Origin of the sequence: Cellulosimicrobium cellulans, from assembly GCF_042723955.1 — a bacterium.
In the GTDB taxonomy this organism is placed as follows: Bacteria; Actinomycetota; Actinomycetes; order Actinomycetales; family Cellulomonadaceae; genus Cellulosimicrobium; species Cellulosimicrobium cellulans_H.
Genome location: NZ_JBHXIC010000055.1, coordinates 1 through 23,777, shown reverse-complemented (window position 1 = coordinate 23,777; position 23,777 = coordinate 1). Strand labels below are relative to the sequence as shown.

General features: G+C 74.2%; 20 protein-coding genes, 1 rRNA gene and 1 riboswitch. Of the genes, 18 read left to right on the top strand and 3 right to left on the bottom strand.

What is annotated here, in order from left to right; genetic code table 11:
- The first annotated feature begins 93 nt into the window (after positions 1-93).
- The 5 genes from pheS (at position 94) to thiD (ending at position 6,804) form a co-directional block, all read left to right on the top strand.
- Entirely contained in the window at positions 94-1,218 is a 1,125-nt protein-coding gene (pheS, locus tag ACFWH7_RS14585; RefSeq protein WP_378217225.1) for a phenylalanine--tRNA ligase subunit alpha, read from the top strand.
- On the top strand, positions 1,218-3,839 hold the full coding sequence (gene pheT, locus ACFWH7_RS14580; RefSeq protein ID WP_378217223.1) for a phenylalanine--tRNA ligase subunit beta: 2,622 nt from the start codon (positions 1,218-1,220) through the stop codon (positions 3,837-3,839). Before pheS ends, pheT begins: the two co-directional genes overlap by 1 nt.
- The gene (locus ACFWH7_RS14575) at positions 3,836-4,732 is read left to right on the top strand and encodes an SDR family oxidoreductase (RefSeq protein WP_378217222.1); all 897 of its coding nucleotides are present in this window, start codon (positions 3,836-3,838) and stop codon (positions 4,730-4,732) included. The genes pheT and ACFWH7_RS14575 overlap by 4 nt, the downstream gene beginning before the upstream one ends.
- 262 nt (positions 4,733-4,994) lie before the next feature.
- Entirely contained in the window at positions 4,995-5,669 is a 675-nt protein-coding gene (locus ACFWH7_RS14570) for a YceI family protein (RefSeq protein WP_378217221.1), read from the top strand.
- Between the two features lie 82 nt (positions 5,670-5,751).
- Positions 5,752-5,846, top strand: a riboswitch (TPP riboswitch).
- On the top strand, positions 5,839-6,804 hold the full coding sequence (gene thiD / locus ACFWH7_RS14565) for a bifunctional hydroxymethylpyrimidine kinase/phosphomethylpyrimidine kinase (protein ID WP_378217220.1): 966 nt from the start codon (positions 5,839-5,841) through the stop codon (positions 6,802-6,804). It overlaps the preceding riboswitch by 8 nt.
- An 11-nt stretch (positions 6,805-6,815) precedes the next feature.
- Here the strand turns inward: thiD and ACFWH7_RS14560 are convergent, their stop codons facing one another.
- The 3 genes from ACFWH7_RS14560 to ACFWH7_RS14550 are packed head-to-tail and all read right to left on the bottom strand — an operon-like array spanning position 6,816 to position 8,823.
- Positions 6,816-7,085, bottom strand: a complete 270-nt coding sequence (locus ACFWH7_RS14560) for a hypothetical protein (protein ID WP_378217219.1) — start codon at positions 7,083-7,085, stop codon at positions 6,816-6,818.
- The gene (locus tag ACFWH7_RS14555) at positions 7,082-8,104 is read right to left on the bottom strand and encodes a quinone oxidoreductase family protein (protein ID WP_378217218.1); all 1,023 of its coding nucleotides are present in this window, start codon (positions 8,102-8,104) and stop codon (positions 7,082-7,084) included. The genes ACFWH7_RS14560 and ACFWH7_RS14555 overlap by 4 nt, the downstream gene beginning before the upstream one ends.
- Before the next feature lie 26 nt (positions 8,105-8,130).
- Positions 8,131-8,823 carry a FadR/GntR family transcriptional regulator gene (locus tag ACFWH7_RS14550; protein ID WP_378217217.1) on the bottom strand — a complete coding sequence of 231 codons (693 nt, stop codon included), beginning with the start codon at positions 8,821-8,823 and terminating at the stop codon, positions 8,131-8,133.
- A gap of 180 nt (positions 8,824-9,003) precedes the next feature.
- On the opposite strand from ACFWH7_RS14550, the gene ACFWH7_RS14545 reads away from it, so the two are divergent.
- From ACFWH7_RS14545 to ACFWH7_RS14485, 13 genes are all read left to right on the top strand, one after another.
- Complete coding sequence (locus ACFWH7_RS14545; protein WP_378217216.1) at positions 9,004-10,761, top strand: 2-isopropylmalate synthase; 1,758 nt, start codon at positions 9,004-9,006, stop codon at positions 10,759-10,761.
- A 280-nt stretch (positions 10,762-11,041) separates the two neighbouring features.
- Positions 11,042-12,136: an N-acetyl-gamma-glutamyl-phosphate reductase gene (gene argC, locus ACFWH7_RS14540; RefSeq protein ID WP_378217215.1), complete on the top strand. Its 1,095-nt coding sequence runs from the start codon at positions 11,042-11,044 to the stop codon at positions 12,134-12,136.
- Positions 12,133-13,344, top strand: coding sequence for a bifunctional glutamate N-acetyltransferase/amino-acid acetyltransferase ArgJ (argJ, locus tag ACFWH7_RS14535; protein WP_378217214.1), 1,212 nt, complete (start codon positions 12,133-12,135; stop codon positions 13,342-13,344). Before argC ends, argJ begins: the two co-directional genes overlap by 4 nt.
- Entirely contained in the window at positions 13,341-14,327 is a 987-nt protein-coding gene (gene argB / locus ACFWH7_RS14530) for an acetylglutamate kinase (RefSeq protein ID WP_378217213.1), read from the top strand. The genes argJ and argB overlap by 4 nt, the downstream gene beginning before the upstream one ends.
- Positions 14,328-14,437: 110 nt before the next feature.
- On the top strand, positions 14,438-15,676 hold the full coding sequence (locus ACFWH7_RS14525; protein WP_378217231.1) for an acetylornithine transaminase: 1,239 nt from the start codon (positions 14,438-14,440) through the stop codon (positions 15,674-15,676).
- Complete coding sequence (gene argF, locus ACFWH7_RS14520) at positions 15,676-16,611, top strand: ornithine carbamoyltransferase (RefSeq protein WP_053371675.1); 936 nt, start codon at positions 15,676-15,678, stop codon at positions 16,609-16,611. Before ACFWH7_RS14525 ends, argF begins: the two co-directional genes overlap by 1 nt.
- Positions 16,608-17,144 carry an arginine repressor gene (locus ACFWH7_RS14515; RefSeq protein WP_378217212.1) on the top strand — a complete coding sequence of 179 codons (537 nt, stop codon included), beginning with the start codon at positions 16,608-16,610 and terminating at the stop codon, positions 17,142-17,144. The genes argF and ACFWH7_RS14515 overlap by 4 nt, the downstream gene beginning before the upstream one ends.
- Positions 17,145-17,230: 86 nt before the next feature.
- Entirely contained in the window at positions 17,231-18,460 is a 1,230-nt protein-coding gene (locus tag ACFWH7_RS14510) for an argininosuccinate synthase (RefSeq protein ID WP_378217211.1), read from the top strand.
- Positions 18,461-18,546: 86 nt separating this feature from the next.
- Positions 18,547-19,944 carry an argininosuccinate lyase gene (argH, locus tag ACFWH7_RS14505; protein WP_378217230.1) on the top strand — a complete coding sequence of 466 codons (1,398 nt, stop codon included), beginning with the start codon at positions 18,547-18,549 and terminating at the stop codon, positions 19,942-19,944.
- 40 nt (positions 19,945-19,984) lie between these two features.
- Entirely contained in the window at positions 19,985-20,650 is a 666-nt protein-coding gene (locus tag ACFWH7_RS14500) for a uridine kinase family protein (protein WP_378217210.1), read from the top strand.
- A gap of 25 nt (positions 20,651-20,675) precedes the next feature.
- Entirely contained in the window at positions 20,676-21,371 is a 696-nt protein-coding gene (locus tag ACFWH7_RS14495; RefSeq protein WP_378217209.1) for a DNA-3-methyladenine glycosylase, read from the top strand.
- A 171-nt stretch (positions 21,372-21,542) separates the two neighbouring features.
- Complete coding sequence (gene tyrS / locus ACFWH7_RS14490; protein ID WP_378217208.1) at positions 21,543-22,814, top strand: tyrosine--tRNA ligase; 1,272 nt, start codon at positions 21,543-21,545, stop codon at positions 22,812-22,814.
- A 682-nt stretch (positions 22,815-23,496) separates the two neighbouring features.
- Positions 23,497-23,777, top strand: a 16S ribosomal RNA gene (locus ACFWH7_RS14485); the annotation flags it as partial.

The window sequence follows — 23,777 nt, the reverse complement described above, 5'->3', positions numbered from 1 at the left end:
CCCCGCGAGGCGGCACCCGTCCAGGCCACCCTTGAGGTTCCTGCCCTGGTCGTCGCCCGCTCCCGCAGTCCCGCCCTCGCCAGGAAGGCACGCATGTCCAGCCCTGACGCCGACGTCGTCACCCCCGTCACGGGGGACGGCGGCCCGGACACCCCGACCGCTCCCTCCCCGCTCGACGCCGACGCGCTCCAGCGCGCGCTCGACGCCGCCCTCGCCTCGATCGCCGGGGCCCGCGACCTCGACGCGCTCAAGCTCGTGCGCACCGAGCACACGGGGGACCGCAGCGCCCTCGCGCTCGCGAACCGCCAGATCGGCTCGCTCGCGCCCGCCGACAAGAAGACCGCCGGCAAGCTCCTCGGTCCGCTCCGCGGCCGCGTGAACCAGGCGCTCGCCGCGCGCCAGGCCGAGCTCGAGGCCGAGCGCGACGAGCGCGTGCTCGTCGAGGAGGCCGTGGACGTCACGCTCCCGGTCGACCGCGTGCCGTCGGGCGCGCGGCACCCGTTGGAGACGCTCCAGGAGCGCGTGGCCGACTTCTTCGTCGGCCTCGGCTGGGAGATCGCGGAAGGCCCCGAGGTCGAGGCGGAGTGGTTCAACTTCGACGCGCTGAACTTCGGCGTCGACCACCCGGCGCGGCAGATGCAGGACACGTTCTACGTGGCCGGAGCGGGCGGCTCGGAGGGCGCTGCGGCGCCGTCGAACCTCGTGCTGCGCACCCACACGTCGCCCGTCCAGGCGCGCTCGCTGCTCGAGCGCGGCGTGCCCCTGTACGTCGCGTGCCCGGGCAAGACGTTCCGTACCGACGCGCTCGACGCGACCCACACGCCCGTCTTCCACCAGGTCGAGGGCCTGGCGATCGACAAGGGGCTGACCATGGCGAACCTGCTGGGGACGCTCGACGCGTTCGCGCGCGCCATGTTCGGCCCCGAGGCGCGCACGCGCCTGCGCCCGAGCTACTTCCCGTTCACCGAGCCGAGCGCCGAGATGGACCTGTGGTTCCCGCAGAAGAAGGGCGGGCCCGGCTGGATCGAGTGGGGCGGCTGCGGCATGGTCAACCCGAACGTGCTGCGGTCCGTCGGGGTCGACCCCGACGTGTACTCGGGCTTCGCGTTCGGCATGGGCATCGAGCGCACGCTCATGCTGCGCCACGGGATCGCGGACATGCACGACATGGTGGAGGGCGACGCGCGCTTCTCCGCCCAGTTCGGAACGGAGATCTGATGCCCTACGTCGCCATCGACTGGCTGGGCGACCACGTCGAGCTGCCCGCGGGGCTCACCGCCGAGCGGCTCGCCGCCGACCTCGTCCGGGTCGGCCTCGAGGAGGAGGCGATCCACGGCGCGGCCGTGACGGGTCCCCTCGTCGTCGGGCGCGTCCTGGAGATGACGCCCGAGCCGCAGAAGAACGGCAAGACGATCAACTGGTGCCTGGTCGACGTCGGCCCGCAGCACAACGCCGCCGAGATCAAGGGCGTCGACCCCGCCGACCTGCCGGCGGGCGGTGCGCGCGGCATCGTGTGCGGCGCGCACAACTTCGCGCCGGGCGACCTCGTCGTCGTCGCGCTGCCGGGCTCCGTCCTGCCCGGACCGTTCGCCATCGCGAGCCGCAAGACCTACGGGCACGTGTCCGACGGCATGATCTGCTCCCAGCGCGAGCTCGGGCTCGGCGAGGACCACGACGGCATCATCGTGCTGCCGCGGCTCGGGTACGCGGCCGAGGACCTGACCCCCGGGCAGGACGCGATCGCGCTGCTCGGGCTCGGCGACGAGGTGCTCGAGATCAACGTGACGCCCGACCGCGGGTACGCGTTCTCCTACCGCGGCGTCGCGCGCGAGTTCTCGCACTCGACGGGCGCCCGCTTCACCGACCCGGGCCTGCCCGGCTCGCTGCCCACGCCGCCCCCGGCCGCGACGCCCGACGGGTTCCCCGTCGAGGTGGACGACGCGGCGCCGGTCCACGGCGTCGTCGGGTGCGACCGGTTCGTCACGCGCGTCGTGCGCGGGATCGACCTCGCGGCGCAGACGCCCGCGTGGATGCAGCGCCGCCTCACGGCGTCGGGCATGCGGCCGATCTCGCTCGCGGTCGACGTCACGAACTACGTCATGCTCGACCTGGGCCAGCCCCTGCACGCGTACGACCTCGAGCAGGTCGCGGCGCCGATCGTCGTGCGTCGCGCGGTGGCGGGGGAGCGGCTCACGACGCTCGACGACGTCGACCGGGCGCTCGACCCCGAGGACCTGCTCGTCACGGACAGCCCCGACGGCGTGCGCGCCTCCCGCGTGCTCGGGCTCGCGGGCGTCATCGGCGGCGCCTCCTCCGAGGTCGGTCCGACGACGACGGCCGTGCTCGTCGAGGCCGCGCACTTCGACCCGGTGACGGTCGCGCGCACGTCGCGCCGCCACAAGCTGTCGAGCGAGGCCGCCAAGCGGTTCGAGCGCGGGGTCGACCCGCTGCTGCCCGCGGTCGCGGCGCAGCGCGTCGTCGACCTGCTCGTCGAGCTCGGCGGCGGCACCGCGGACCCGGCCGTGAGCGACCTCGACCGCGTCGTCGCCCCCGCCGCGATCCGGCTCCCTGTCGGCGAGGCCGAGCGTCTCGTCGGCGTGCCGTACACGCTGGAGCAGGTCGTCGGGACGCTCGGGGCCATCGGGTGCACGGTCGAGGCGGACGACGTGGACGCCGCCGGCGTGCTCGTGGTGACCCCGCCGTCGTGGCGACCCGACCTCACGGAGCCCGCCGAGCTCGTCGAGGAGGTCGCGCGTCTCGTCGGTTACGACGAGATCCCGTCCCTCCTGCCCGCCGCTCCCGGCGGCCGGGGGCTCACGCGCGAGCAGCGCGTGCGCCGCTCGGTCGCGCGAGCGCTCGCGGAGGACGGCTTCGTCGAGACGCTCAGCTACCCGTTCGTCGGGGACGCGGAGCTCGACGCGCTGCGTCTGCCCGCGGACGACGCCCGCCGTCGTGCGCTGCGCCTGCTCAACCCGCTCGCCGACGACCGCCCGCTGATGCGCACGGACCTGCTGAGCACCCTGCTGGAGACCACGCGCCGCAACGTCGGGCGGGGGCTGGGCGACGTCGCGCTCTTCGAGATCGGCCTCGTCACGCACCCGCGGCCCGACGCGCCCGCCGCGCCCGCGCTGCCGGGCGGGGTCCGGCCGAGCGACGACGAGCTCGTGGCGATCGACGCCGCGCTGCCGTCGCAGCCGCGCCACGTGGCCGGCGTCCTCGTCGGGCGCCGTGAGCGTGCCGGCTGGTGGGGTCCGGGCCGCGCGGCGGACTGGACCGACGCGCTCGGCGCGGCCCGCCTGGTCGCCGAGCGTGTCGGGCTCCGGGTCGGCACGGACGTGCGCGTCGTGGCCGATACGACCCGCGCGCCGTTCCACCCGGGACGCTGCGCGCGCCTCGAGCTCGCGGACGGGACCGTCGTCGGGCACGCGGGGGAGCTGCACCCCAAGGTGCTCGAGAACCTCGGCCTCCCGGCGCGCACGGTGGCGTTCGAGGTCGACCTGTCGGCGCTCGTCGCCGGCTCGTCCGACGAGCCCGTGCAGGCGACGCCGGTCTCGGGCTTCCCGGCGGCCAAGGAGGACCTTGCCTTCGTCGTGGACGCCGACGTGACCGCGCAGGCGCTGCGCGACGCGATCGTCGACGGTGCCGGGGACCTGGTCGAGGACGTCGCGCTGTTCGACGTCTTCACCGGCGCGCAGGTCGGTGCCGGGCGCAAGTCGCTGGCATTCTCCCTCCGGCTGCGCGCCGCGGACCGCACGCTGACCGCGGACGACGTCGCGCGGGTCCGCGAGGGGGCCGTGACGGCCGCGCGCGAGCGCGTGGGCGCGGAGCTGCGGGCGTGAGCGCGGACGAGGCGGGCGCGGTGGACACGGCGGGTGCCGTCGCGCCCGCGCGGACGGCGCTCGTCACCGGCGCGTCGCGCGGCATCGGCCGCGCGATCGCGGTCGGTCTCGCCGCGGCCGGTCTCGACGTCGCGCTCCTCGCGCGCGATGCCGACCGGCTCGCGGGCGTGGCCGACGAGATCCGCGCCCTGACCGTGAGCGGTGCGGGGCGCGCGGTCGTGGTCACGGCGGACGTCACGGACGCCGCGGCGGTCGCGGCGGCCGTCGGCGACGCGCAGGACGCGCTCGGGAGCGTCGACCTCCTCGTCAACAACGCGGGGCGTGTCGACGCCGAGGTGCCGCTCTGGGAGGCGGACCCCGACGAGTGGTGGGCGATCGTCGAGACCAACGTGCGCGGGCCGTTCCTCCTCGCGCGCGCCGTCGTCCCGGGGATGCTCGCGCGCGGCGGCGGCCGCGTCGTCGACCTCAACAGCGGCGCGGGCTCGCACGACATGGACGGCGCGAGCGCGTACAACGCGAGCAAGACGGCGCTCCTGCGGCTGGGGGCGAACCTGCACCGGTCCGGGTTCGCGCGCGGGCTGCGCACGTTCGAGGTCGCCCCGGGCGTGGTGCAGACCGACATGACCGCGTCGATGGCCATGCACGAGGGCCGCACCGAGTGGACCCCGGTGGAGCGCACGGTCGAGATGGTCGTCTCGATCGCGCGCGGCGAGCTCGACGCGTTCTCGGGAGCGTTCGTGCGCGTGACGCACGACTCCCCGGAGACACTGCGTGCCGCGGCCGACGAGGCCGTGCGCCGCGGAGAGGCGCTGCCGGGCCCCGACGCGCGCCGGCTCCGGGTGACGCGCTGGGGCGCGGACGACCCGATGCCGGGAGAGCTCCCGGCCCGCTGACGTCGCGGCCACCCGCCGTGTCGCCACCCGCCGCGTCGCAGACCCGCCGCGTCCAGGCCCGTAGCGCCGCCCGACCTGTCCGGTCGGGCGGCGCGCGTGCGTTCGAGCTGGTCCTCCCCAGGTCGTGGCCAGAGGACCCGAGGGGGAGATCACCCGCTACCTAGTTGAATCTTCATCCACTCATCAGGGATGCTGTCCTGGACACCTGACCAGTACCGGGCGGACACCGACGTCGCGGCTCGACGACGCCTGGGAGCGACGGATGACGACGGCACGCCCTGTCCGGCAGTGGAACGGCCTCACCGTTCCCGACGCCGGCACCTATGCGCTGGACGAGGCGCACAAGCGCATCGGTTTCACCGGGATGCACATGATGGTGTCGCCCGTCCGGGGTGAGTTCACCCGGGCGAGCGCCACGATCCTGGTCGGTGAGGACCCGCTCGCGTCGGCCGTGACGGCGACCATCGAGACGGCGAGCCTCACGACCCACCACGAGGAGCGCGACGCGCACCTGCGCAGCCCCGACTTCCTCGACGTCGACGCCTACCCGACCATCGAGTTCCGCAGCACCTCGATCGACTGGCAGGGCGAGCAGCAGGACCAGATCCTCGCCTGGGCACGGCTGCGGAACCGCTCGCCCGAGCGCGCCGAGCTCGCGCAGGAGCGCGTGCAGCCCCGGGCCGCGCAGGCGGGGCGGTTCCTCGTCAACGGACTGCTCACCGTCCGCGGCGTCACCCACCGGACGGTGCTGTCCATGCAGTACGGGGGCGCGCGTCGCGACCCCTACGGGCGGGACATCTTCGGCTTCCACGCCGCGGCCGAGATCGACCGCGAGAGCTACGGCCTGGTCTGGAACGTGCTCCTCGAGACCGGCGGCTTCCTCGTCGGCAAGAAGATCGGTCTCGAGATCGCGGGCGAGGCGATCCACCAGGCCTGAGGCGTCCCGCGGGACGGGTCGCGCACGCGGGACGGTGCGGCGCGAGACCGGGCCGGGTGTCCGGCGCGCAGGACGTAGCATGACGAGCGACACGGGGTGCCCCGACGAGGGGCTGAGATGAGACCCGTCGAACCTGCTCTGGCTCGTACCAGCGAAGGGATGTCCGGCGATGACGCTCGCCCTGCCCCAGCACGACCCCGCAACCCCGCACGACGCCGCGCGTCGGCCCGTGCCCGACCGCGCGCCCCGTCCCGACGGCGATCCCGGGGCCCGGCCCTCGCGGCCGCGCGTCCTGTCGATCGCCGGGACCGACCCGACCGGGGGAGCGGGGATCCAGGCTGACCTCAAGGCGTTCGCCGCGCACGGCGCCTACGGCATGGCCGTGACGACGGCGCTCGTCGCGCAGAACACGCACGGCGTGCGCTCCGTGCACGTCCCCGGCCCTCGGTTCCTGCGCGAGCAGCTCGACGCGGTGTCCGACGACGTCGAGATCGACGCCGTGAAGATCGGCATGGTCGCCGACGAGCCGAACGCGCGCGAGATCGGGGCGTGGCTCGACGCGCTCGCCGCGGCGCGCACCGACGCCGGGATCCCGCGGCCCTGGGTCGTCCTCGACCCCGTCATGGTCGCCACGTCGGGGCACCGCCTGCTCGACGCGGGCGCGGAACAGGCCGTGCGCGACCTCGCGGCGCGGGCCGACGTCGTGACGCCCAACCTGCCCGAGCTCGCCGTCCTCGCAGGAAGCGACGTGGCGACGACGTGGGACGACGCCCTGGACCAGGCGGCGTCGTACGCGGCGGCGAGCGGCGCCGTCGTGCTGCTCAAGGGCGGGCACCTCACCGGCGCGACGTCGCCGGACGCCCTCGTCGTGCCCTCGGCCTCCCCGGGTGCTGCGCCCACGGTCACCCCGTTCGACGCCCCGCGCGTCGACACGCCGCACACCCACGGCACCGGGTGCTCGCTCTCCGCGGCGCTCGCAGCCCTGCGCCCCCAGCGCGAGGGCTGGGAGGAGGCCGCGCGCGACGCCAAGGAGTGGCTCACGGGAGCGCTGCGCGCCGGCACCGCGCTCCGGGTCGGGACGGGCCGTGGCCCGGTCGACCACCTGCACGCCGTGGCGCCCGTCGCGCCGGCCTGACGTCGGCGGCCTCAGGCGCGGGTCGTCGGCTGTGCGACGGCGCAGTCGTAGCCGGGCGGCCACCACCGCCAGGTCGTCACGACGTCCTGCGCCGCGACGCCCGCGGGGCGGTCGGCGACGCACGCGTCAGCCTGCTGGCGCACCCCGACGGTCACCCAGTAGGCGGCGAGCGCCGCGGTGAGCAGGACGGCGAGGACGGTCACGGTGCGGCGCAGGGCGGGGGAGGGACCGGCGGACCCGTCCTCCTCGCCCGGCCGGGGAGGGACCCAGTCCCAGCTCACGCGGTGCCCGTGGCCGACAGGGCGTCGGCGGCGCCCTCGGGGTGGAGGAGGACCTTGCCCGTGGTCGCGCGACCCTCCAGCGCCCGGTGCGCGTCGGCGGCGTCGGCCAGCGGGAACGTGGCGCCGACGCGCACGTGCAGCGTGCCGCCCGCGACGGCGCCGAGCACCTCGGTCGCGCGCTCGACGAGCTCTGCGCGGGTCGCCGTGTGGTCGGCGAGCTTGGGGCGCGTGAGGAAGAGCGACCCGCCCGCGTTGAGGCGCTGCGGGTCGAACGGCGGGACCTGGCCGGAGGAGCCTCCGTAGAGCACGAGCGTGCCCCGGCGGCGCAGCGACGCGAGCGACGCGTCGAACGTGTCCTTGCCGACCGAGTCGTACACCGCCGCGACGCCCTCGCCGCCCGTGAGCCCGCGGACGACCTCGGGCAGCTCGGCCGTGAGGTCCGCGAACGCGGTGTACTGGATCGCGTGCTCGGCGCCCGCGCGGCGGGACAGCTCCGCCTTCTCCGGGGTCGAGACGGTCGAGATCACGTGCGCGCCGCGTGCGACGAGCATCTGGGTGAGCAGCAGCCCGACGCCGCCCGCGCCCGCGTGCACGAGCACGCGGTCGCCCGGGCGGACGGGGTAGGACGACGTGCACAGGTAGTGCGCGGTGAGGCCCTGGAGCGCGACGGCGGTCGCGTCCTCGAGCGACACGGCGTCCGGCACCTGCAGGGCCTGTTCGGCGTCCACGAGGACGAGGTCCGCGTACGACCCGGGTGCCTCGGTCCACACGACGCGGTCGCCGACGGCGAAGCCCTCGACGCCCTCGCCCAGCTCGGCGACGACACCCGCCCCCTCGCTCCCGACGACGTGCGGGTACTCCATCGCGTACACGCCGGAGCGCTTGTACGTGTCGATGAAGTTCACGCCCGCGACCGCGGACCGGACGAGGAGCTGCCCGGGACCCGGCGACGGGTCGGGCAGCTCGGTGTACTCCAGGACCTCGGGGCCGCCCGCCTCGCGGGCCACGATCGCGTGCATGGCCCCAGCCTAGGGTCGCGCGGCGGTCACGGTCGCCCTCTCCCGGCGACCTTCGCGTGGACGGCTGCGAGGTGCTCGCGCGCCGCCGCGGACGCGCGGACGGCGTCGCGGGCGCGCACGGCGTCCAGGATCGCCTGGTGCGCGTCCTGGTCGTGCCGGTGCGCCTCGCCCGCGCGGTCGAGGTCGACCATCGCGACCATCGCGCGACGCAGGCGCGGGACGAAGGTCGCGAAGAGCTCGCCCAGCACGGCGTTGTGCGCGGCGTCGACGACCGCCTGGTGGAAGACGAGGTCCGCGTCCACGTACTCGGCGGCCGACGACGTCGCGGGGACCTGCCCGCGACGTGAGAGCGCCGCCGTCATGGCGCGGAGGTCCGCGGGGGTCCGACGCGTGGCGGCGAGGCCCGCGGCCTCGGCCTCGAGCGCGGCGCGCACCTCGAGCACGTCCGCGATCTCCCCGCGGCGAAGCACCTCGTCCCAGTCGTCCGCGGTGTCGGTCGACACGACGTAGACGCCCGACCCCTGCCGGCTGTCGAGCACGCCGCGCCCCGCGAGCTGGCGGATCGCCTCGCGGACGGTCGAGCGCCCGACGCCGAGCTCCGTCGCGAGCGCCTGCTCGCCGGGCAGCCGGTGGTCGAGGGGCCAGACGCCGGAGCGCACGCGGTCGAGCAGGAGCTCGGCCGCCTGGTCCGCGAGGGGCCGACGGTGCAGCGCGGTCATGGGAACCTCTCAGGTTGTCTGAGGACTTGATCGGCGCTAGCGTACCCGTCATGTCCTGGACGGCGCTCCTCCTTCGGCGCCACGGCGGGGTCTGACCGGACCGGCTCCCCGCCGTGGGGAACCGTCGCGCGCCGGTCGCCCACCGCTCCGTGCTCACGGGGCGCGACCCGAAGGACAGTCATGACCCCCGCCAGCACCTCCACGCCCGCCCCCGCTCGTGGCACGACGGCGCCCGCACCCGCCTGGAACCGTCAGCGCCCCTCGCGCATGCCCTCGTCCCGCTACGCCGACGTCCACGCGCGGGTCGACGTACCAGACCTGCCCGACCGCCGGTGGCCCTCGCGCCGTCTCACCCAGGCGCCGCTGTGGGTCCCCGTCGACCTGCGCGACGGCAACCAGGCGCTCGCGGAGCCGATGGACCCCGCGCGCAAGCGCCGTTTCTTCGAGCTGCTCGTCGCCATGGGCTACACCGAGATCGAGGTGGGCTACCCGTCGGCGTCGCAGACCGACTTCGACTTCGTGCGCCTGCTCGCCGAGACCGACCTCGCGCCCGAGCACGTCACGGTCGTCGTGTTCACCGCCGCGCGGGCCGACCTCGTCGCGCGCACGTTCGAGGCCGTGCGGGGCCTGCGCAACCCTGTCGTCGTCCACGTGTACACCGCGACCGCGCCCGTGTGGCGCGACGTCGTGCTCGACCGCGACCGCGAGGACCTCGCGCGCCTCATCACCGACGCCGGGACCGACGTGCTGCGCCGCGCCGGCGACGACCCGCGCGTCCGCTTCGAGTTCTCGCCCGAGGTGTTCAACCTCACCGAGCCCGACTACGTGCTCGACGTGTGCGACCGCATGACCACGCTCTGGGACGCGACGCCCGAGCGCCCCGTGATCCTCAACCTGCCCGCGACCGTCGAGGTCGCGACGCCCAACGTCTACGCCGACCAGATCGAGTACATGGACCGCCACCTCGCGCGGCGCGACGGCGTGATCCTCTCCGTGCACCCGCACAACGACCGTGGGACCGGCGTCGCGTGCGCCGAGCTCGCCGTCCTCGCCGGGGCGCAGCGCGTCGAGGGGTGCCTGTTCGGCAACGGCGAGCGGACAGGGAACGTCGACCTCGTGACCCTGGGCCTCAACCTGCACGCGCAGGGCGTCGACCCGATGGTCGACTTCTCCGACCTCGACGGGATCCGCGACGTCGTCGTGGCGTGCAACCGGATCGACGTGCACCCCCGCCACCCCTACGTGGGCGAGCTCGTCCACACCGCGTACTCCGGCACGCACCAGGACGCGATCCGCAAGGGCATGGCACGCCACCGGGCCGACGCCGCGGCGTCGGGCCTCGACCCCGCGGTGGCGCCGTGGCGCGTGCCGTACCTGCCCGTCGACCCTGCCGACCTCGGGCGGTCGTACGAGGCCCTGGTCCGCGTGAACAGCCAGTCCGGCAAGGGCGGCGTCGCGTACGTGCTGCAGTCCGTCCACGGCCTGGACCTGCCCCGGGACCTCCAGGTGGACCTCGCGCGCCGCGTCCAGGAGCATGCCGACGCCACCGGTGCCGAGGTGACGCCCGACGCGCTCCTCGCGCTGTTCGACGACGCCTATGCCCGTTCAGGAGCCGTCGAGCCCGTCTCCTGGACGAGCCGCCGCACCGACGACGGGATCGAGTGCCTCGACCTCGTGCTCACCGTCGACGGCGCGCAGGTCACCACCTCCGGCACCGGGGCCGGAGCGGTCGACGCCCTGGCCGCCGCGCTCGCCCGCCTCGGCAGGCCCGTCGAGATCCTCTCGCTCGCCCAGCAGTCCGTCGGCCAGGGCAGCGACGCGACCGCCGTGACCTACCTCGAGCACCGCAGCCCCGACGGCACCCCGCGCTGGACCGTCGGCCGCGACACCTCGGTCCTCGGCGCGAGCGTCCGCGCAATCTGCACGGCGGCGGCCTGAGATCGACCAGACCACCGAGCACCGGTGGCACGGCGGCCCCGCGCCCGGACCTGACGTGACCCGCCGGACCCAAAGTGCGGGTCGTGCGGTGAGGGGCAGGACGAGCGGTGGGGTCGGACCGTGTGCGAAGGACGTCAAAGGCGCACTCCTAGAACCCCCACCCGGAAGACCGAGGTGACGGTGCGCCAGTCCGAGCACACGGTCCGACCCCACCGCGGACCCGACCCCGCGTACCGTGGGGCAGGACCTCCGGCCGTACGTTGCATAAGTATGTATAGTGATGCATATGACGATCAGAGTCGCGGTCGCGGGTGCGTCCGGGTACGCGGGCGGGGAGACGCTCCGCCTGCTCGCCGGGCACCCCGAGGTGGAGATCGGCGCCGTGACGGCGCACAGCAACGCGGGGACGCTCCTCGGTGAGCACCAGCCGCACCTGCGATCCCTCGCCGACCGCGTGCTGCTGCCGACGAGCGTCGAGCACCTCGTGGGGCACGACGTCGTCGTCCTCGCGCTGCCGCACGGCGCGTCGGGAGAGATCGCGGCGCAGCTCCCGGGCGACGTGCTCGTCCTGGACCTGGGCGCGGACCACCGGCTGGAGTCCGCGCCGGACTGGACCGCTTTCTACGGGTCGGAGCACGCGGGCACGTGGCCGTACGGGCTGCCGGAGCTCCTGCTCACGCACGAGCCGGGTGCGGCCGCGAGCGAGACCAAGCAGCGCGAGCGGCTCGCCGGTGTGCGCCGCATCGCGGTGCCGGGCTGCAACGTCACGGCGGTCACGCTGGGCATCCAGCCGGGCGTCGCGGCGGGCCTCGTCGAGGGCCGCGACCTCGTGGCGGTGCTCGCCAACGGGTACTCGGGCGCGGGCAAGTCGCTCAAGCCGCACCTGCTCGCGTCCGAGGCGCTCGGGTCGGCGCAGCCGTACGCCGTCGGCGGGTCGCACCGGCACATCCCGGAGATCGCGCAGAACCTGCGGGCCGCGGGTGCCCCGGCCGTGAGCATCTCGTTCACGCCCACCCTGGTCCCGATGTCGCGCGGAATCCTCGCCACGGTGACGGCGCGCCTGTCCGACGACGCCGCACGCCTCGACCCCGCCGCGCTCGACGCTCGCGTCCGCCGGGCCTGGGAGGACGCGTACGTCGGCGAGCCGTTCGTCCGCGTACTGCCCGTGGGGCAGTGGCCGACGACGGCGATGACGCTCGGCGCCAACACGGCGCTCGTCCAGGTCGCGGTCGACCACGCGGCGGGCCGCGTCGTCGCGGTGACGGCGATCGACAACCTCGTCAAGGGCACCGCGGGCGCCGCGGTGCAGTCCATGAACATCGCGCTCGGCCTGCCGCAGACGGCGGGCCTCACGACCGAAGGGGTCGCCCCGTGACCGTCACCACCCCGCAGGGCTTCCGGGCCGCCGGCGTCGCCGCCGGGCTCAAGTCCACGGGCGCGCAGGACGTCGCGCTCGTGGTCAACGACGGGCCGCTCGACGTCGCGGCGGCCGTGCTCACGACGAACCGCGTGTTCGCCGCGCCGGTCGCGTGGACGCGCCAGGCCGTGAGCGACGGGCGCGCGACGGCGGTCGTGCTCAACTCGGGCGGGGCGAACGCGTGCACCGGGCCGGAGGGCTTCGCCGACACGCACCGCACGGCAGAGCACGTCGCCGACGTGCTCGCGACGTCGGCGGGCGACGTCCTCGTGTGCTCGACGGGCCTCATCGGCGTGCGCCTGCCCATGGACACGCTCCTCGCGGGCGTGGACGCCGCCGCGGCGGCGCTCGCGGACCCGGTCGCCGCTGTCGACGGCGGCGGTGACGCCGCGCTCGCGATCATGACGACGGACACGGTGCCGAAGACGGTCTCGGTGGTCCGCGAGGTCACGGACGCGACCGCGACGGACGGTGCCGCGACGTGGTCCGTGGGCGGGATGGCCAAGGGTGCGGGCATGCTCGCCCCGGGTCTCGCGACGATGCTCTGCGTGCTCACGACGGACGCCGTCGTCGACGCCGCGACGGCCGACGCCGCGCTGCGCGCCGCGACCCGCACGACGTTCGACCGCGTCGACTCCGACGGCTGCATGTCGACGAACGACACCGTGATCCTGCTCGCCTCGGGCGCGTCCGGGGTCGAGGTGACGCTCGACGAGCTCACGGACGCCGTGACCGAGGCCAGCGCGTCGCTCACGCGCCAGCTCGTCGCCGACGCCGAGGGCGCGAGCCACGACGTCGCCGTCACCGTGGTCAACGCGTCGAGCGAGGACGCCGCGGTCGCCGTCGCGCGCGCGGTGACCCGCTCCAACCTGTTCAAGGCCGCGATCTTCGGCAACGACCCGAACTGGGGGCGCATCGTGTCGGCCGTGGGGACGGTCCCCGAGGAGGTCGCGCCGTTCGACGCGCTCCTGCTCGACGTGACGGTGAACGACGTCCAGGTGTGCCGGGCCGGGGGAGTGGGCGAGCCGCGCGAGCTCGTCGACCTCGCGGCCGAGCGGGAGGTCCGTGTCGAGATCGACCTGCACGCGGGCTCCGCGAGCGCGACGGTCTGGACCAACGACCTCACGCACGACTACGTCCACGAGAACAGCGCGTACTCCTCATGAGCGAACCCACGACCCCGACGCCCCACCCGGACGACGCCGCGTTCGACACGCGCACCGACCTGCGCCCCGAGCAGAAGGCCGAGGTGCTCGTCGAGGCCCTGCCGTGGCTGGAGGAGTTCGCCGGCGCGCTCGTCGTCGTCAAGTACGGCGGCAACGCCATGGTCGACGACACGCTCAAGGCCGCGTTCGCCGAGGACATGGTGTTCCTGCGCCGCGTCGGGCTGCGCCCCGTCGTCGTGCACGGCGGCGGCCCGCAGATCTCCGCGATGCTCGACCGGCTCGGCATCGAGTCCGAGTTCCGCGGAGGGCTGCGCGTCACGACGCCCGAGGCGATGGACGTCGTGCGCATGGTCCTCACGGGCCAGGTCTCGCGCGAGCTCGTCGGCCTCATCAACGCGCACGGCCCGTACGCCGTCGGGCTCTCGGGCGAGGACGGCGGCCTGCTCCAGGCCCAGCGCCGGCACGCGACCGTGGACGGCGAGCCGGTCGACGTCGGTCTCGTCGGTGACGTCGTCGAGGTGCACCCGTCCGCGGTCCAGGACCTGCTCGACGCCGGCCGCATCCCCGTCGTCTCGACGATCGCGCCCGACCTCGAGGACCCGACCCAGGTGCTCAACGTCAACGCCGACACCGCCGCCGCGGCGCTCGCGGTCGCGCTCGGCGCGAAGAAGCTCGTCGTGCTGACCGACGTCGAGGGCTTGTACACGTCGTGGCCGGACCGGGGCTCGCTCGTCGCGCAGATCTCGCGCTCCGAGCTCGCGGCGCTCCTGCCGTCGCTCTCGGCGGGCATGGTCCCCAAGATGGAGGCGTGCCTGCGCGCCGTCGAGGGCGGGGTCCCCGCGGCTACGGTCATCGACGGCCGCGTGCCGCACTCGACGCTGCTCGAGGTCTTCACCACCCAGGGCAACGGGACGATGGTCGTCCCCGACGCCGCGGGCGCGCCGGCGCCCGCGCTCACCACGACCGCCGGAGGGGCCGCGTGAACGCGCTCGACCACCAGCAGGGCGCGCCCGCGCCCGCACCGACGACCGACGTGACGGCCCCGGCCGACGGCTCCGTCGCGCAGTGGACCGACCGCTACGCGCACGCCGTCATGGACACGTTCGGCCCGCCGCAGCGCGTCCTGGTGCGGGGCGAGGGCGCGTACGTGTGGGACGCCGACGGCAAGCGGTACCTCGACCTGCTCGCAGGCATCGCGGTCAACGCGCTCGGCCACGCCCACCCGACGCTCACGGCCGCTGTCTCGGCCCAGCTCGGCACGCTCGGGCACGTCTCGAACTTCTTCGGCACCCCGACGCAGATCGCGCTCGCCGAGCGCCTGCTCGCGCTCGCGGAGGCCCCCGAGGGGTCGCGCGTGTTCTTCACGAACTCGGGCACGGAGGCGAACGAGGCGGCGTTCAAGATGACGCGCCGGACGGGTCGCACGCGGGTCCTCGCGCTCCAGGGCGGCTTCCACGGCCGGACCATGGGCGCGCTCGCGATGACGTCGAAGGCCGCGTACCGCGAGCCGTTCGAGCCGCTCCCGGGCGGCGTCGAGTTCGTCGCGTTCGACGACGTCGCCGCGCTCGAGGAGGCCTTCTCGCCCGCGGCGGTGGCGGCCCGCGGCGAGGTCGCCGCGCTCGTGGTCGAGCCCGTGCAGGGCGAGGCGGGCGTGCGCTCGCTCTCGCCGGGCTACCTCGTCGCCGCGCGCGAGCTCACCGCACGCCACGGCGCGCTGCTCGTCCTCGACGAGGTGCAGACCGGCGTCGGGCGGACCGGCTCGTGGTTCGCGTACCAGCAGCCGGCGGTGGGGGGCGGCGTCGTGCCCGACGTCGTCACGCTCGCCAAGGGCCTCGGCGGCGGGTTCCCCGTCGGCGCGGTGGTCGCGTACGGCGAGCGCGCGGCGACGCTGCTCGGCCGCGGCCAGCACGGGACGACGTTCGGCGGCAACCCGGTGGCGGCCGCGGCGGCGCTCGCGACGCTCGGGGTGATCGAGCGCGACGGGCTCCTCGAGAACGTGCGGACCGTCGGGGCGCTCCTGCGCGACGGGATCTCCGCGGCGGGCAACCCGCTCGTCGCCGGGGTGCGCGGACGCGGGCTCCTGCTCGCCGTGCAGCTCACCCGGCCCGTCGCGGCCGACGTCGCACGCAGGGCGCTCGACGCCGGGTTCGTCGTGAACGCCGTCGCGCCCGACGCGATCCGCCTCGCGCCGCCCCTGATCCTCACGCCCGACCAGGCGCGCGACGTCGTCGCGTTCTTCGCGACCGTCGCCGTCCCGGAGGACCCCGCCGCCGCGGCGGCCGACACCCCGGACCCCGCACCCACGACCGACCCCACGACGAGGAGCTCCTGATGGCCCCCCGGCACTTCCTGCGCGACGACGACCTCACGCCCGCCGAGCAGCGCCAGGTCCTCGAGATCGGCCTCGCGTTCCGTGACGACCGCACGTTCCGCCAGCCGCTCGCCGGCCCACAGGGCGTGGCCGTGCTGTTCGACAAGCCGACGCTGCGCACGCAGCTCTCGTTCGCGACGGGCATCGCCGAGCTCGGGGGCTTCCCGGTCGTCGTGGACGGCCGGCTCGCGCAGGTCGGCGTCCGCGAGTCCGTCGCGGACGTCACGCGCGTGCTCGACCGGCAGGCGTCGGCGATCGTGTGGCGCACGTTCGGCCAGGACCGTCTCGAGGAGATGGCGGCGATCAGCCGCGTGCCGGTCGTCAACGCCCTGACCGACGACTTCCATCCGTGCCAGATCCTCGCGGACCTCCTCACGATCGCCCAGCTCCGCGGCGGGACGGGGGCGCTCGCGGGCCAGACGCTCGCGTACGTCGGCGACGGCGCGAACAACATGGCGCACTCCTACCTGCTCGGCGGCGCGACCGCCGGCCTGCACGTGCGGGTCGGGACGCCGGACGGCTACCCGCCGCACCCCGTCTTCGTGGCCGACGCCGAGCGGATCGCCGCCGAGACCGGCGGCTCCGTGCTCGTCACGTCCGACCCGGTCGAGGCGGTCGCGGGCGCCGACGTCGTCGCGACCGACACGTGGGTGTCGATGGGGGACGAGGCCGAGGCCGAGCAGCGCGCGCTCCCGTTCGTGCCGTACCAGGTGAACGACGACCTCCTCGCGCACGCGAAGGACGACGCGATCGTGCTGCACTGCCTGCCGGCCTACCGCGGCAAGGAGATCACCGCCGAGGTGATCGACGGCCCGCGCTCGGCCGTGTGGGACGAGGCCGAGAACCGCCTGCACGCGCAGAAGGCGCTGCTCACGTTCCTCCTGGAGCGGTCGTGACCGAGGCCCGCACGGCGACGACCAAGACGGCGCGCCACGCGCGCATCGCCGAGATCGTGCGCCGCACCGAGATCCACTCGCAGGCCGAGCTCGCGCGCGAGCTCGAGCGCGAGGGGCTGTCGGTGACGCAGGCGACGCTGTCGCGCGACCTCATCGAGCTGCGCGCCGAGAAGGTGCGCGGCGCGTCGGGCGCGCTCGTCTACGCCGTGCCGGGGGAGGGCGGGGACCGCAGCGTCCAGACGGCGGAGTCGCCCGAGTACCTCGCGGCGCGGCTCGCGCGCCTGTGCTCGGAGATGCTCGTGTCCGCCGAGGCGTCCGCGAACCTCGTCGTGCTGCGCACGCCGCCCGGCGCGGCGAACTACCTCGCGTCGGCGATCGACCACTCCGTGCTGCCGCACGTGCTCGGCTGCATCGCGGGCGACGACACGATCCTCGTCATCGCGCGCGAGCCCGACGGCGGCGCGGACCTCGCGCGACGCTTCCTCGAGCTGTCCGGGCCCCACGGCGGGCCCGTCCCCGGCACGCCGGACTGACCGCCGTCGGACCACGCCTCGCGCGGCGGACCGCCCTGCGAGACTGGACCACGGACCCCACCCGCACGTCACAGAAAGAGACCGTCATGACTGAACGCGTCGTGCTCGCCTACTCGGGCGGCCTGGACACGTCGGTGGCCATCGGCTGGATCGCCGAGGCCACGGGCGCCGAGGTCGTCGCCGTCGCGGTCGACGTCGGCCAGGGCGGGGAGGACCTCGAGGTCATCCGGCAGCGCGCCCTGGACTGCGGCGCCGTGGAGGCGTACGTCACGGACGCGCGCGACGAGTTCGCCGCCGAGTACTGCATGCCCGCGCTGCGCGCGAACGGCCTCTACCTCGACCGCTACCCGCTCGTCTCGGCGATCTCGCGTCCGGTCATCGTCAAGCACCTCGTGCGCGCGGCGCGCCAGTTCGGCGCGACGACCGTCGCGCACGGCTGCACGGGCAAGGGCAACGACCAGGTCCGCTTCGAGGTCGCGACGACGTCGCTCGCGCCCGAGCTGAAGACGATCGCCCCCGTGCGCGACCTCGCGCTGACGCGCGAGAAGGCCATCGAGTACGCGGAGAAGCACTCCCTGCCCATCGCGACGACCAAGCACAACCCGTTCTCGATCGACCAGAACGTGTGGGGCCGTGCCGTCGAGACCGGCTTCCTCGAGGACATCTGGAACGCCCCGACCAAGGACGTCTACAACTACACCGACGACCCGACGTTCCCGCCCGTCGCGGACGAGGTCGTCGTCACGTTCGAGCAGGGCGTCCCGGTCGCGCTCGACGGCGTCGCGGTGACGCCGCTGCAGGCGATCCAGGAGATGAACCGCCGCGCGGGCGCGCAGGGCGTCGGGCGCATCGACATCGTCGAGGACCGCCTCGTCGGCATCAAGTCCCGCGAGGTCTACGAGGCGCCGGGCGCGATCGCGCTCATCGCCGCGCACCAGGAGCTCGAGAACGTCACCCTGGAGCGCGAGCAGGCCCGCTTCAAGCGCGGCGTGGAGCAGCGCTGGACCGAGCTCGTCTACGACGGCATGTGGTTCAGCCCGCTCAAGCGCTCGCTCGACGTGTTCATCGACGACACGCAGCGGTACGTCTCCGGCGACGTGCGCCTCGTGCTGCACGGCGGTCGCGCGACCGTCACGGGCCGACGCTCGGAGGCGAGCCTGTACGACTTCAACCTCGCGACGTACGACGAGGGCGACTCGTTCGACCAGTCGCAGGCCAAGGGATTCATCGAGATCTACGGTCTCACCGCGAAGCTCGCCGCCGCGCGCGACGAGAAGTTCGGCAACGGTGTGGACCTCGGGGCAGGAGCACTGTGAGCACGTACGACCAGCAGGGACCGGAGACCACCACGTCCGTCGAGGACGGCGCGGCGGCAGCGGGGGCCAACGACGGGGGAGGGCGCGTGAGCCTGTGGGGCGGCCGCTTCGCCGGCGGTCCCGCCGACGCGCTCGCCGCGCTGAGCAAGTCGACGCACTTCGACTGGCGCCTCGCGGGCCAGGACGTCGCGGGCTCGAAGGCCCACGCCAAGGTCCTGCACGCCGCGGGCCTGCTCGACGACGACGAGCTCGACGGCATGCTCGCGGCGCTCGAGCGCCTGCGCGAGGACGTCGCGTCCGGCGCGTTCGTCGCGGCCGACGACGACGAGGACGTGCACACCGCGCTCGAGCGCGGCCTCATCGAGCGGGCCGGCCCCGAGCTCGGCGGCAAGCTGCGCGCGGGACGCTCGCGCAACGACCAGATCGCGACGCTCACGCGCATGTACCTGCGCGACGAGGCGCGCACCATCGCGGGCCTGGTGCTCGACGTCGTCGACGCGCTGATCGAGCAGGCCGCCGCCCACCCCGGCGCCGCGATGCCCGGGCGCACGCACCTCCAGCACGCGCAGCCCGTCCTGCTCGCGCACCACCTGCTCGCCCACGCGTGGCCGCTGCTGCGCGACATCGACCGGTTCATCGACTGGGACGTGCGCGCCGCGCGCTCGCCGTACGGGTCGGGTGCGCTCGCGGGCTCCTCGCTCGGTCTGGACCCGGCGGCCGTCGCCGCCGAGCTCGGCTTCGACGGCCCGGTCGAGAACTCGATCGACGGCACCGCGTCGCGCGACGTCGTCGCGGAGTTCGCGTTCGTCGCCGCGATGCTCGGGGTCGACCTCTCGCGGCTCGCGGAGGAGGTCATCCTCTGGGCGACCAAGGAGTTCGGCTTCGTGCGCCTGCACGACTCCTACTCCACGGGGTCGAGCATCATGCCGCAGAAGAAGAACCCCGACGTCGCCGAGCTCGCGCGCGGCAAGGCGGGCCGCCTCATCGGCGACCTGTCGGGACTGCTCGCGACGCTCAAGGGCCTGCCGCTCGCTTACAACCGCGACCTCCAGGAGGACAAGGAGCCGGTGTTCGACCAGGTCGACACGCTCGAGGTGCTCCTGCCCGCGTTCTCCGGCATGGTCGCGACGCTCGAGTTCGACACCGAGCGCATGGCGTCGCTCGCCCCGCAGGGCTTCTCGCTCGCGACCGACGTCGCCGAGTGGCTCGTGCGCCAGGGCGTGCCGTTCCGCGTCGCGCACGAGGTCGCCGGCGCGTGCGTGCGCGTGTGCGAGGAGCGCGGCATCGAGCTGTGGGACCTCTCCGACGACGACCTCGCGGGCATCTCCGAGCACCTCACCCCGGGCGTGCGCGACGTGCTGAGCGTCGAGGGCTCGCTCGCGTCGCGCGACGCCGTCGGGGGGACCGCGCCCGTACGCGTCGCCGAGCAGCTCGAGACGGCGAAGGAGCGTTCGGCCGAGTACCGCTTCTGGGCGCAGGGCTGACGACCCCCGTGCCGACGGTGCCCGCGCCGGGGGTGCGCGCGTGAGCGTCGAGCAGGACGTCCTCGCCGACCTCGTGCGGCGCGTCCGCGACGCCGTCCCGCGTCTCGGCCCGTCGCCTCGCCCGGGCGACGAGCCCGCGGGAGGCGGCGCGACGCCGTCGGGCACGCGGCTCGTGGTGGTCGACGGACCGGCGGGCTCGGGCAAGACGACGCTCGCGGCGCAGCTCGGCGACGCGCTGCCCGCGCAGGTGCTCCACATGGACGACCTGTACGAGGGCTGGCGCGGGCTCGAACCCGCCTGGGGCCGCCTCGCGGAATGGGTCCTCGCCCCTCTCGCGGCGGGACGCTCGGGGCGGTACCGCCGGTTCGACTGGGTGCTGGACCGCTTCGCCGAGTGGCACGACGTCGCCCCGGCGCCCTACCTGGTCGTCGAGGGCTGCGGGGCGGGTCGCCGGGAGGCGGACGACGTCGCCGCCCTGCGCGTGTGGGTCGAGGCCCCGGACGACGTGCGGCTGCGCCGGGGGCTCGACCGGGACGGCGAGGACCAGCGCGCGCACTGGCTCGCCTGGATGGCCGACGAGCGCGCGCACTACGCGCGCAACGCCTCGCGCGAGCGCGCGGACGTCGTGCTCGACGGGTGGGGGAAGGTCGTGCGTGCGAGCGAGGCGCCGTCGCGCCGCGGCTCGCGTGACGGCGGCGAGGCGTAGATTGCCCACGACGGAAGGTGGTGCGATGTCGACGGACGCCGTGACGCAGACCACGGGCGGCGGGGAGCCCCGCGCCGTCGGACCGTGGGACGTCCCTGCCCGGGGCTGGTTCGCCCGCGACGTCCACGAGGTCGCCCGCGACCTGCTCGGGTCGTTCCTCACCCGGCGCAGCGACGACGGCGACGTCACCCTGCGGATCACCGAGGTCGAGGCGTACGACGGCGAGCGCGACCCGGGCTCTCACGCCTTCCGCGGCCGCACGGAGCGCAACCGCGCGATGTTCGGCGAGCCCGGCCGGCTGTACGTGTACCGGCACCTGGGCCTGCACCACTGCGTCAACGTGGTCTGCGGGCCGGTCGGCCGCGCGTCCGCTGTCCTGCTGCGCGCGGGAGAGGTGACCGACGGCGTCGACCTCGCGCGGTCGCGCCGGCTCGCCGCCGGGCGGTGCGACTCCGACCGCCAGATCGCGCGGGGCCCCGCGCGCCTCGCGGTCGCGCTCGACCTCGACCTGCGCCAGTACGGCGCCGAGCTCACGAACCCCGAGGGCGAGCTCGTGCTGCACCGTGGGCCCGCCACGATGTTGCGCCCGGCGATCGCCACGGGCCCGCGCGTCGGCGTCTCCGGCGACGGGGGAGACGGAGACCTGTACCCGTGGCGCTCGTGGCTCGCGGGGGACCCGACGGTCTCGGCCTACCGCCGCGTGAGCGCCAGGGCGCGATGAGCGCCGCTTGGCCGCGGGGCGCGGCCACGACGGCGTCGCGGCTCGCCTGACGAGCCGGCCGTCCCGTGGGCGGTGGCCGACGGCGGCCGCGCGGCACGGCAGACTAGGACCTGCCTCCCGCACGGGCGGCGAAGCACGTGCCCGGACAGGGCACTCGACGAAGGAGCAGAAGTGAGCGACGTTCTCGACGAGCTGCAATGGCGAGGCCTGGTGGCGCAGTCCACCGACGAGGCCGCGCTGCGCGCCGCGCTGGCCGAGGGCCCGATCACGTATTACTGCGGTTTCGACCCGACGGCGCCGAGCCTGCACCACGGCCACCTCGTGCAGCTCGTCGTGCTGCGTCACCTCCAGCTCGCGGGCCACCGCGCCGTGGCGCTCGTGGGTGGGGCGACGGGCATGATCGGTGACCCGCGCCAGTCGGGCGAGCGGGTGCTCAACACCAAGGAGACCGTCGCGGAGTGGACCGAGCGGCTGAAGTCGCAGGTGTCGCGGTTCCTCGACTTCGAGGGCGACAACCCCGCCCGGCTCGTGAACAACCTCGACTGGATCTCCGAGCTGTCGGCGATCGACTTCCTGCGGGACGTCGGCAAGCACTACCGCCTCGGCACGATGCTCGCGAAGGACACCGTCGCGCGCCGTCTGCGCTCGGAGGAGGGCATCAGCTTCACCGAGTTCAGCTACCAGATCCTCCAGGGGATCGACTTCCTCGAGCTGTACCGTCGGCACGGCGTGTCCCTCCAGACGGGAGGCAACGACCAGTGGGGCAACCTGCTCTCCGGCGTCGAGCTCATCCGCAAGACCGAGGGTGCGGCCGTGCACGTCCTCACCACGCCGCTCATCACCAAGGCCGACGGCACCAAGTTCGGCAAGACGGAGGGCGGTGCGGTCTGGCTCGCGCCCGACATGATGAGCCCCTACGCCTTCTACCAGTACTGGCTCAACGCCGCGGACGAGGACGTGGTGGGCTGGTTGAAGATCTTCACGTTCCGCACGCGCGAGGAGATCGCCGAGCTCGAGGCCGCGGTGCGCGAGCGGCCGGGGGCGCGTGAGGCGCAGCGTGCGCTCGCCTCGGACGTCACGACGCTCGTGCACGGGGCGGAGGCGACGGCGTCCGTGATCGCCGCGAGCCAGGCGCTCTTCGGCCGGGGCGAGCTGGCCGGCCTGGACGCGGGGACCCTGGGGACCGCGGTCGCCGAGCTGCCGCGCACGACGGCGCAGGTGGGCGACGCGGTCGTCGACCTGTTCGCGGCGTCGGGCCTCGTCGCCTCCAAGGCGGCCGCACGTCGTGCGGTGGCCGAGGGCGGGGCGTACGTCAACAACGTCAAGGTGACGAGCGAGGACGCCGTCCTCGCGGCGGACGACCTGCTGCACGGGCAGTTCGCCCTCCTGCGCCGCGGGAAGAAGACGCTCGGGGTCGCGGTCGCGGACGGCGCCGCCGGCTGAGCAGCACGTCGCCCTGAGGACGAAGGGGCCGGACCGCGTCGAGCGGTCCGGCCCCTTCGGCGTCTCGTCGCTGCGCACAGACCTCGCGGCCGCCCCGTCCCGCCCGCACGGGGCACCGGACGGCGCCGCCGAGCGGGCGACGGAGGTGCGCGGCGCACGGATTTGGCACCCGGACGGAGCGCGTGTAGTGTTCTCGACGTTCGCCCGGCAGGGAGGAACGGACACCAAGTCTCGATCGCACGAGACGGTGGCTGGTCCCCCGGGCGGTCCCCCCTCGAGAATGACTTGGAGCCTCGCGCGCCGTGACATGATCAGGGCTGCTGGTTCCCCGGCTCCATCCGCTCGGATCACCGAGTTGGAGAGGACGCGGAGGATCTGGTAGGTTAGAGAAGTTGCCCCAAGCGAGGTTCTGCCCGGTCGGGTGGTGCTGAGTTGGTGTGTGTCGGTTGTTTGAGAACTCAACAGTGTGCTTGTTAGTCAATGCCAAATTTTTTGTCCCTGTGGCATGGCTGATCGTTTCTGCCCGTCGGGTGGGGTGGTTGGTTGTGTCTGGGATTCCTTTGGTTGATTTCGGAAGATGATGTCATCTTTCGTGTTGATGCCAGTTTTTGTGAACCCTGTTGGGGTTCGCTTCGTATGGATTGTTCACTGCCGGGCTGTGCTTGGTGGTGGGCGTTGTTCATTTACGGAGAGTTTGATCCTGGCTCAGGACGAACGCTGGCGGCGTGCTTAACACATGCAAGTCGAACGATGATGCCCAGCTTGCTGGGTGGATTAGTGGCGAACGGGTGAGTAACACGTGAGTAACCTGCCCTTGACTTCGGGATAACTCCGGGAAACCGGGGCTAATACCGGATATGAGCCGCTCTCGCATGGGGGTGGTTGGAAAGTTTTTCGGTCAGGGATGGGCTCGCGGCCTATCAGCTTGTTGGTGGGGTGATGGCCTACCAAGGCGACGACGGG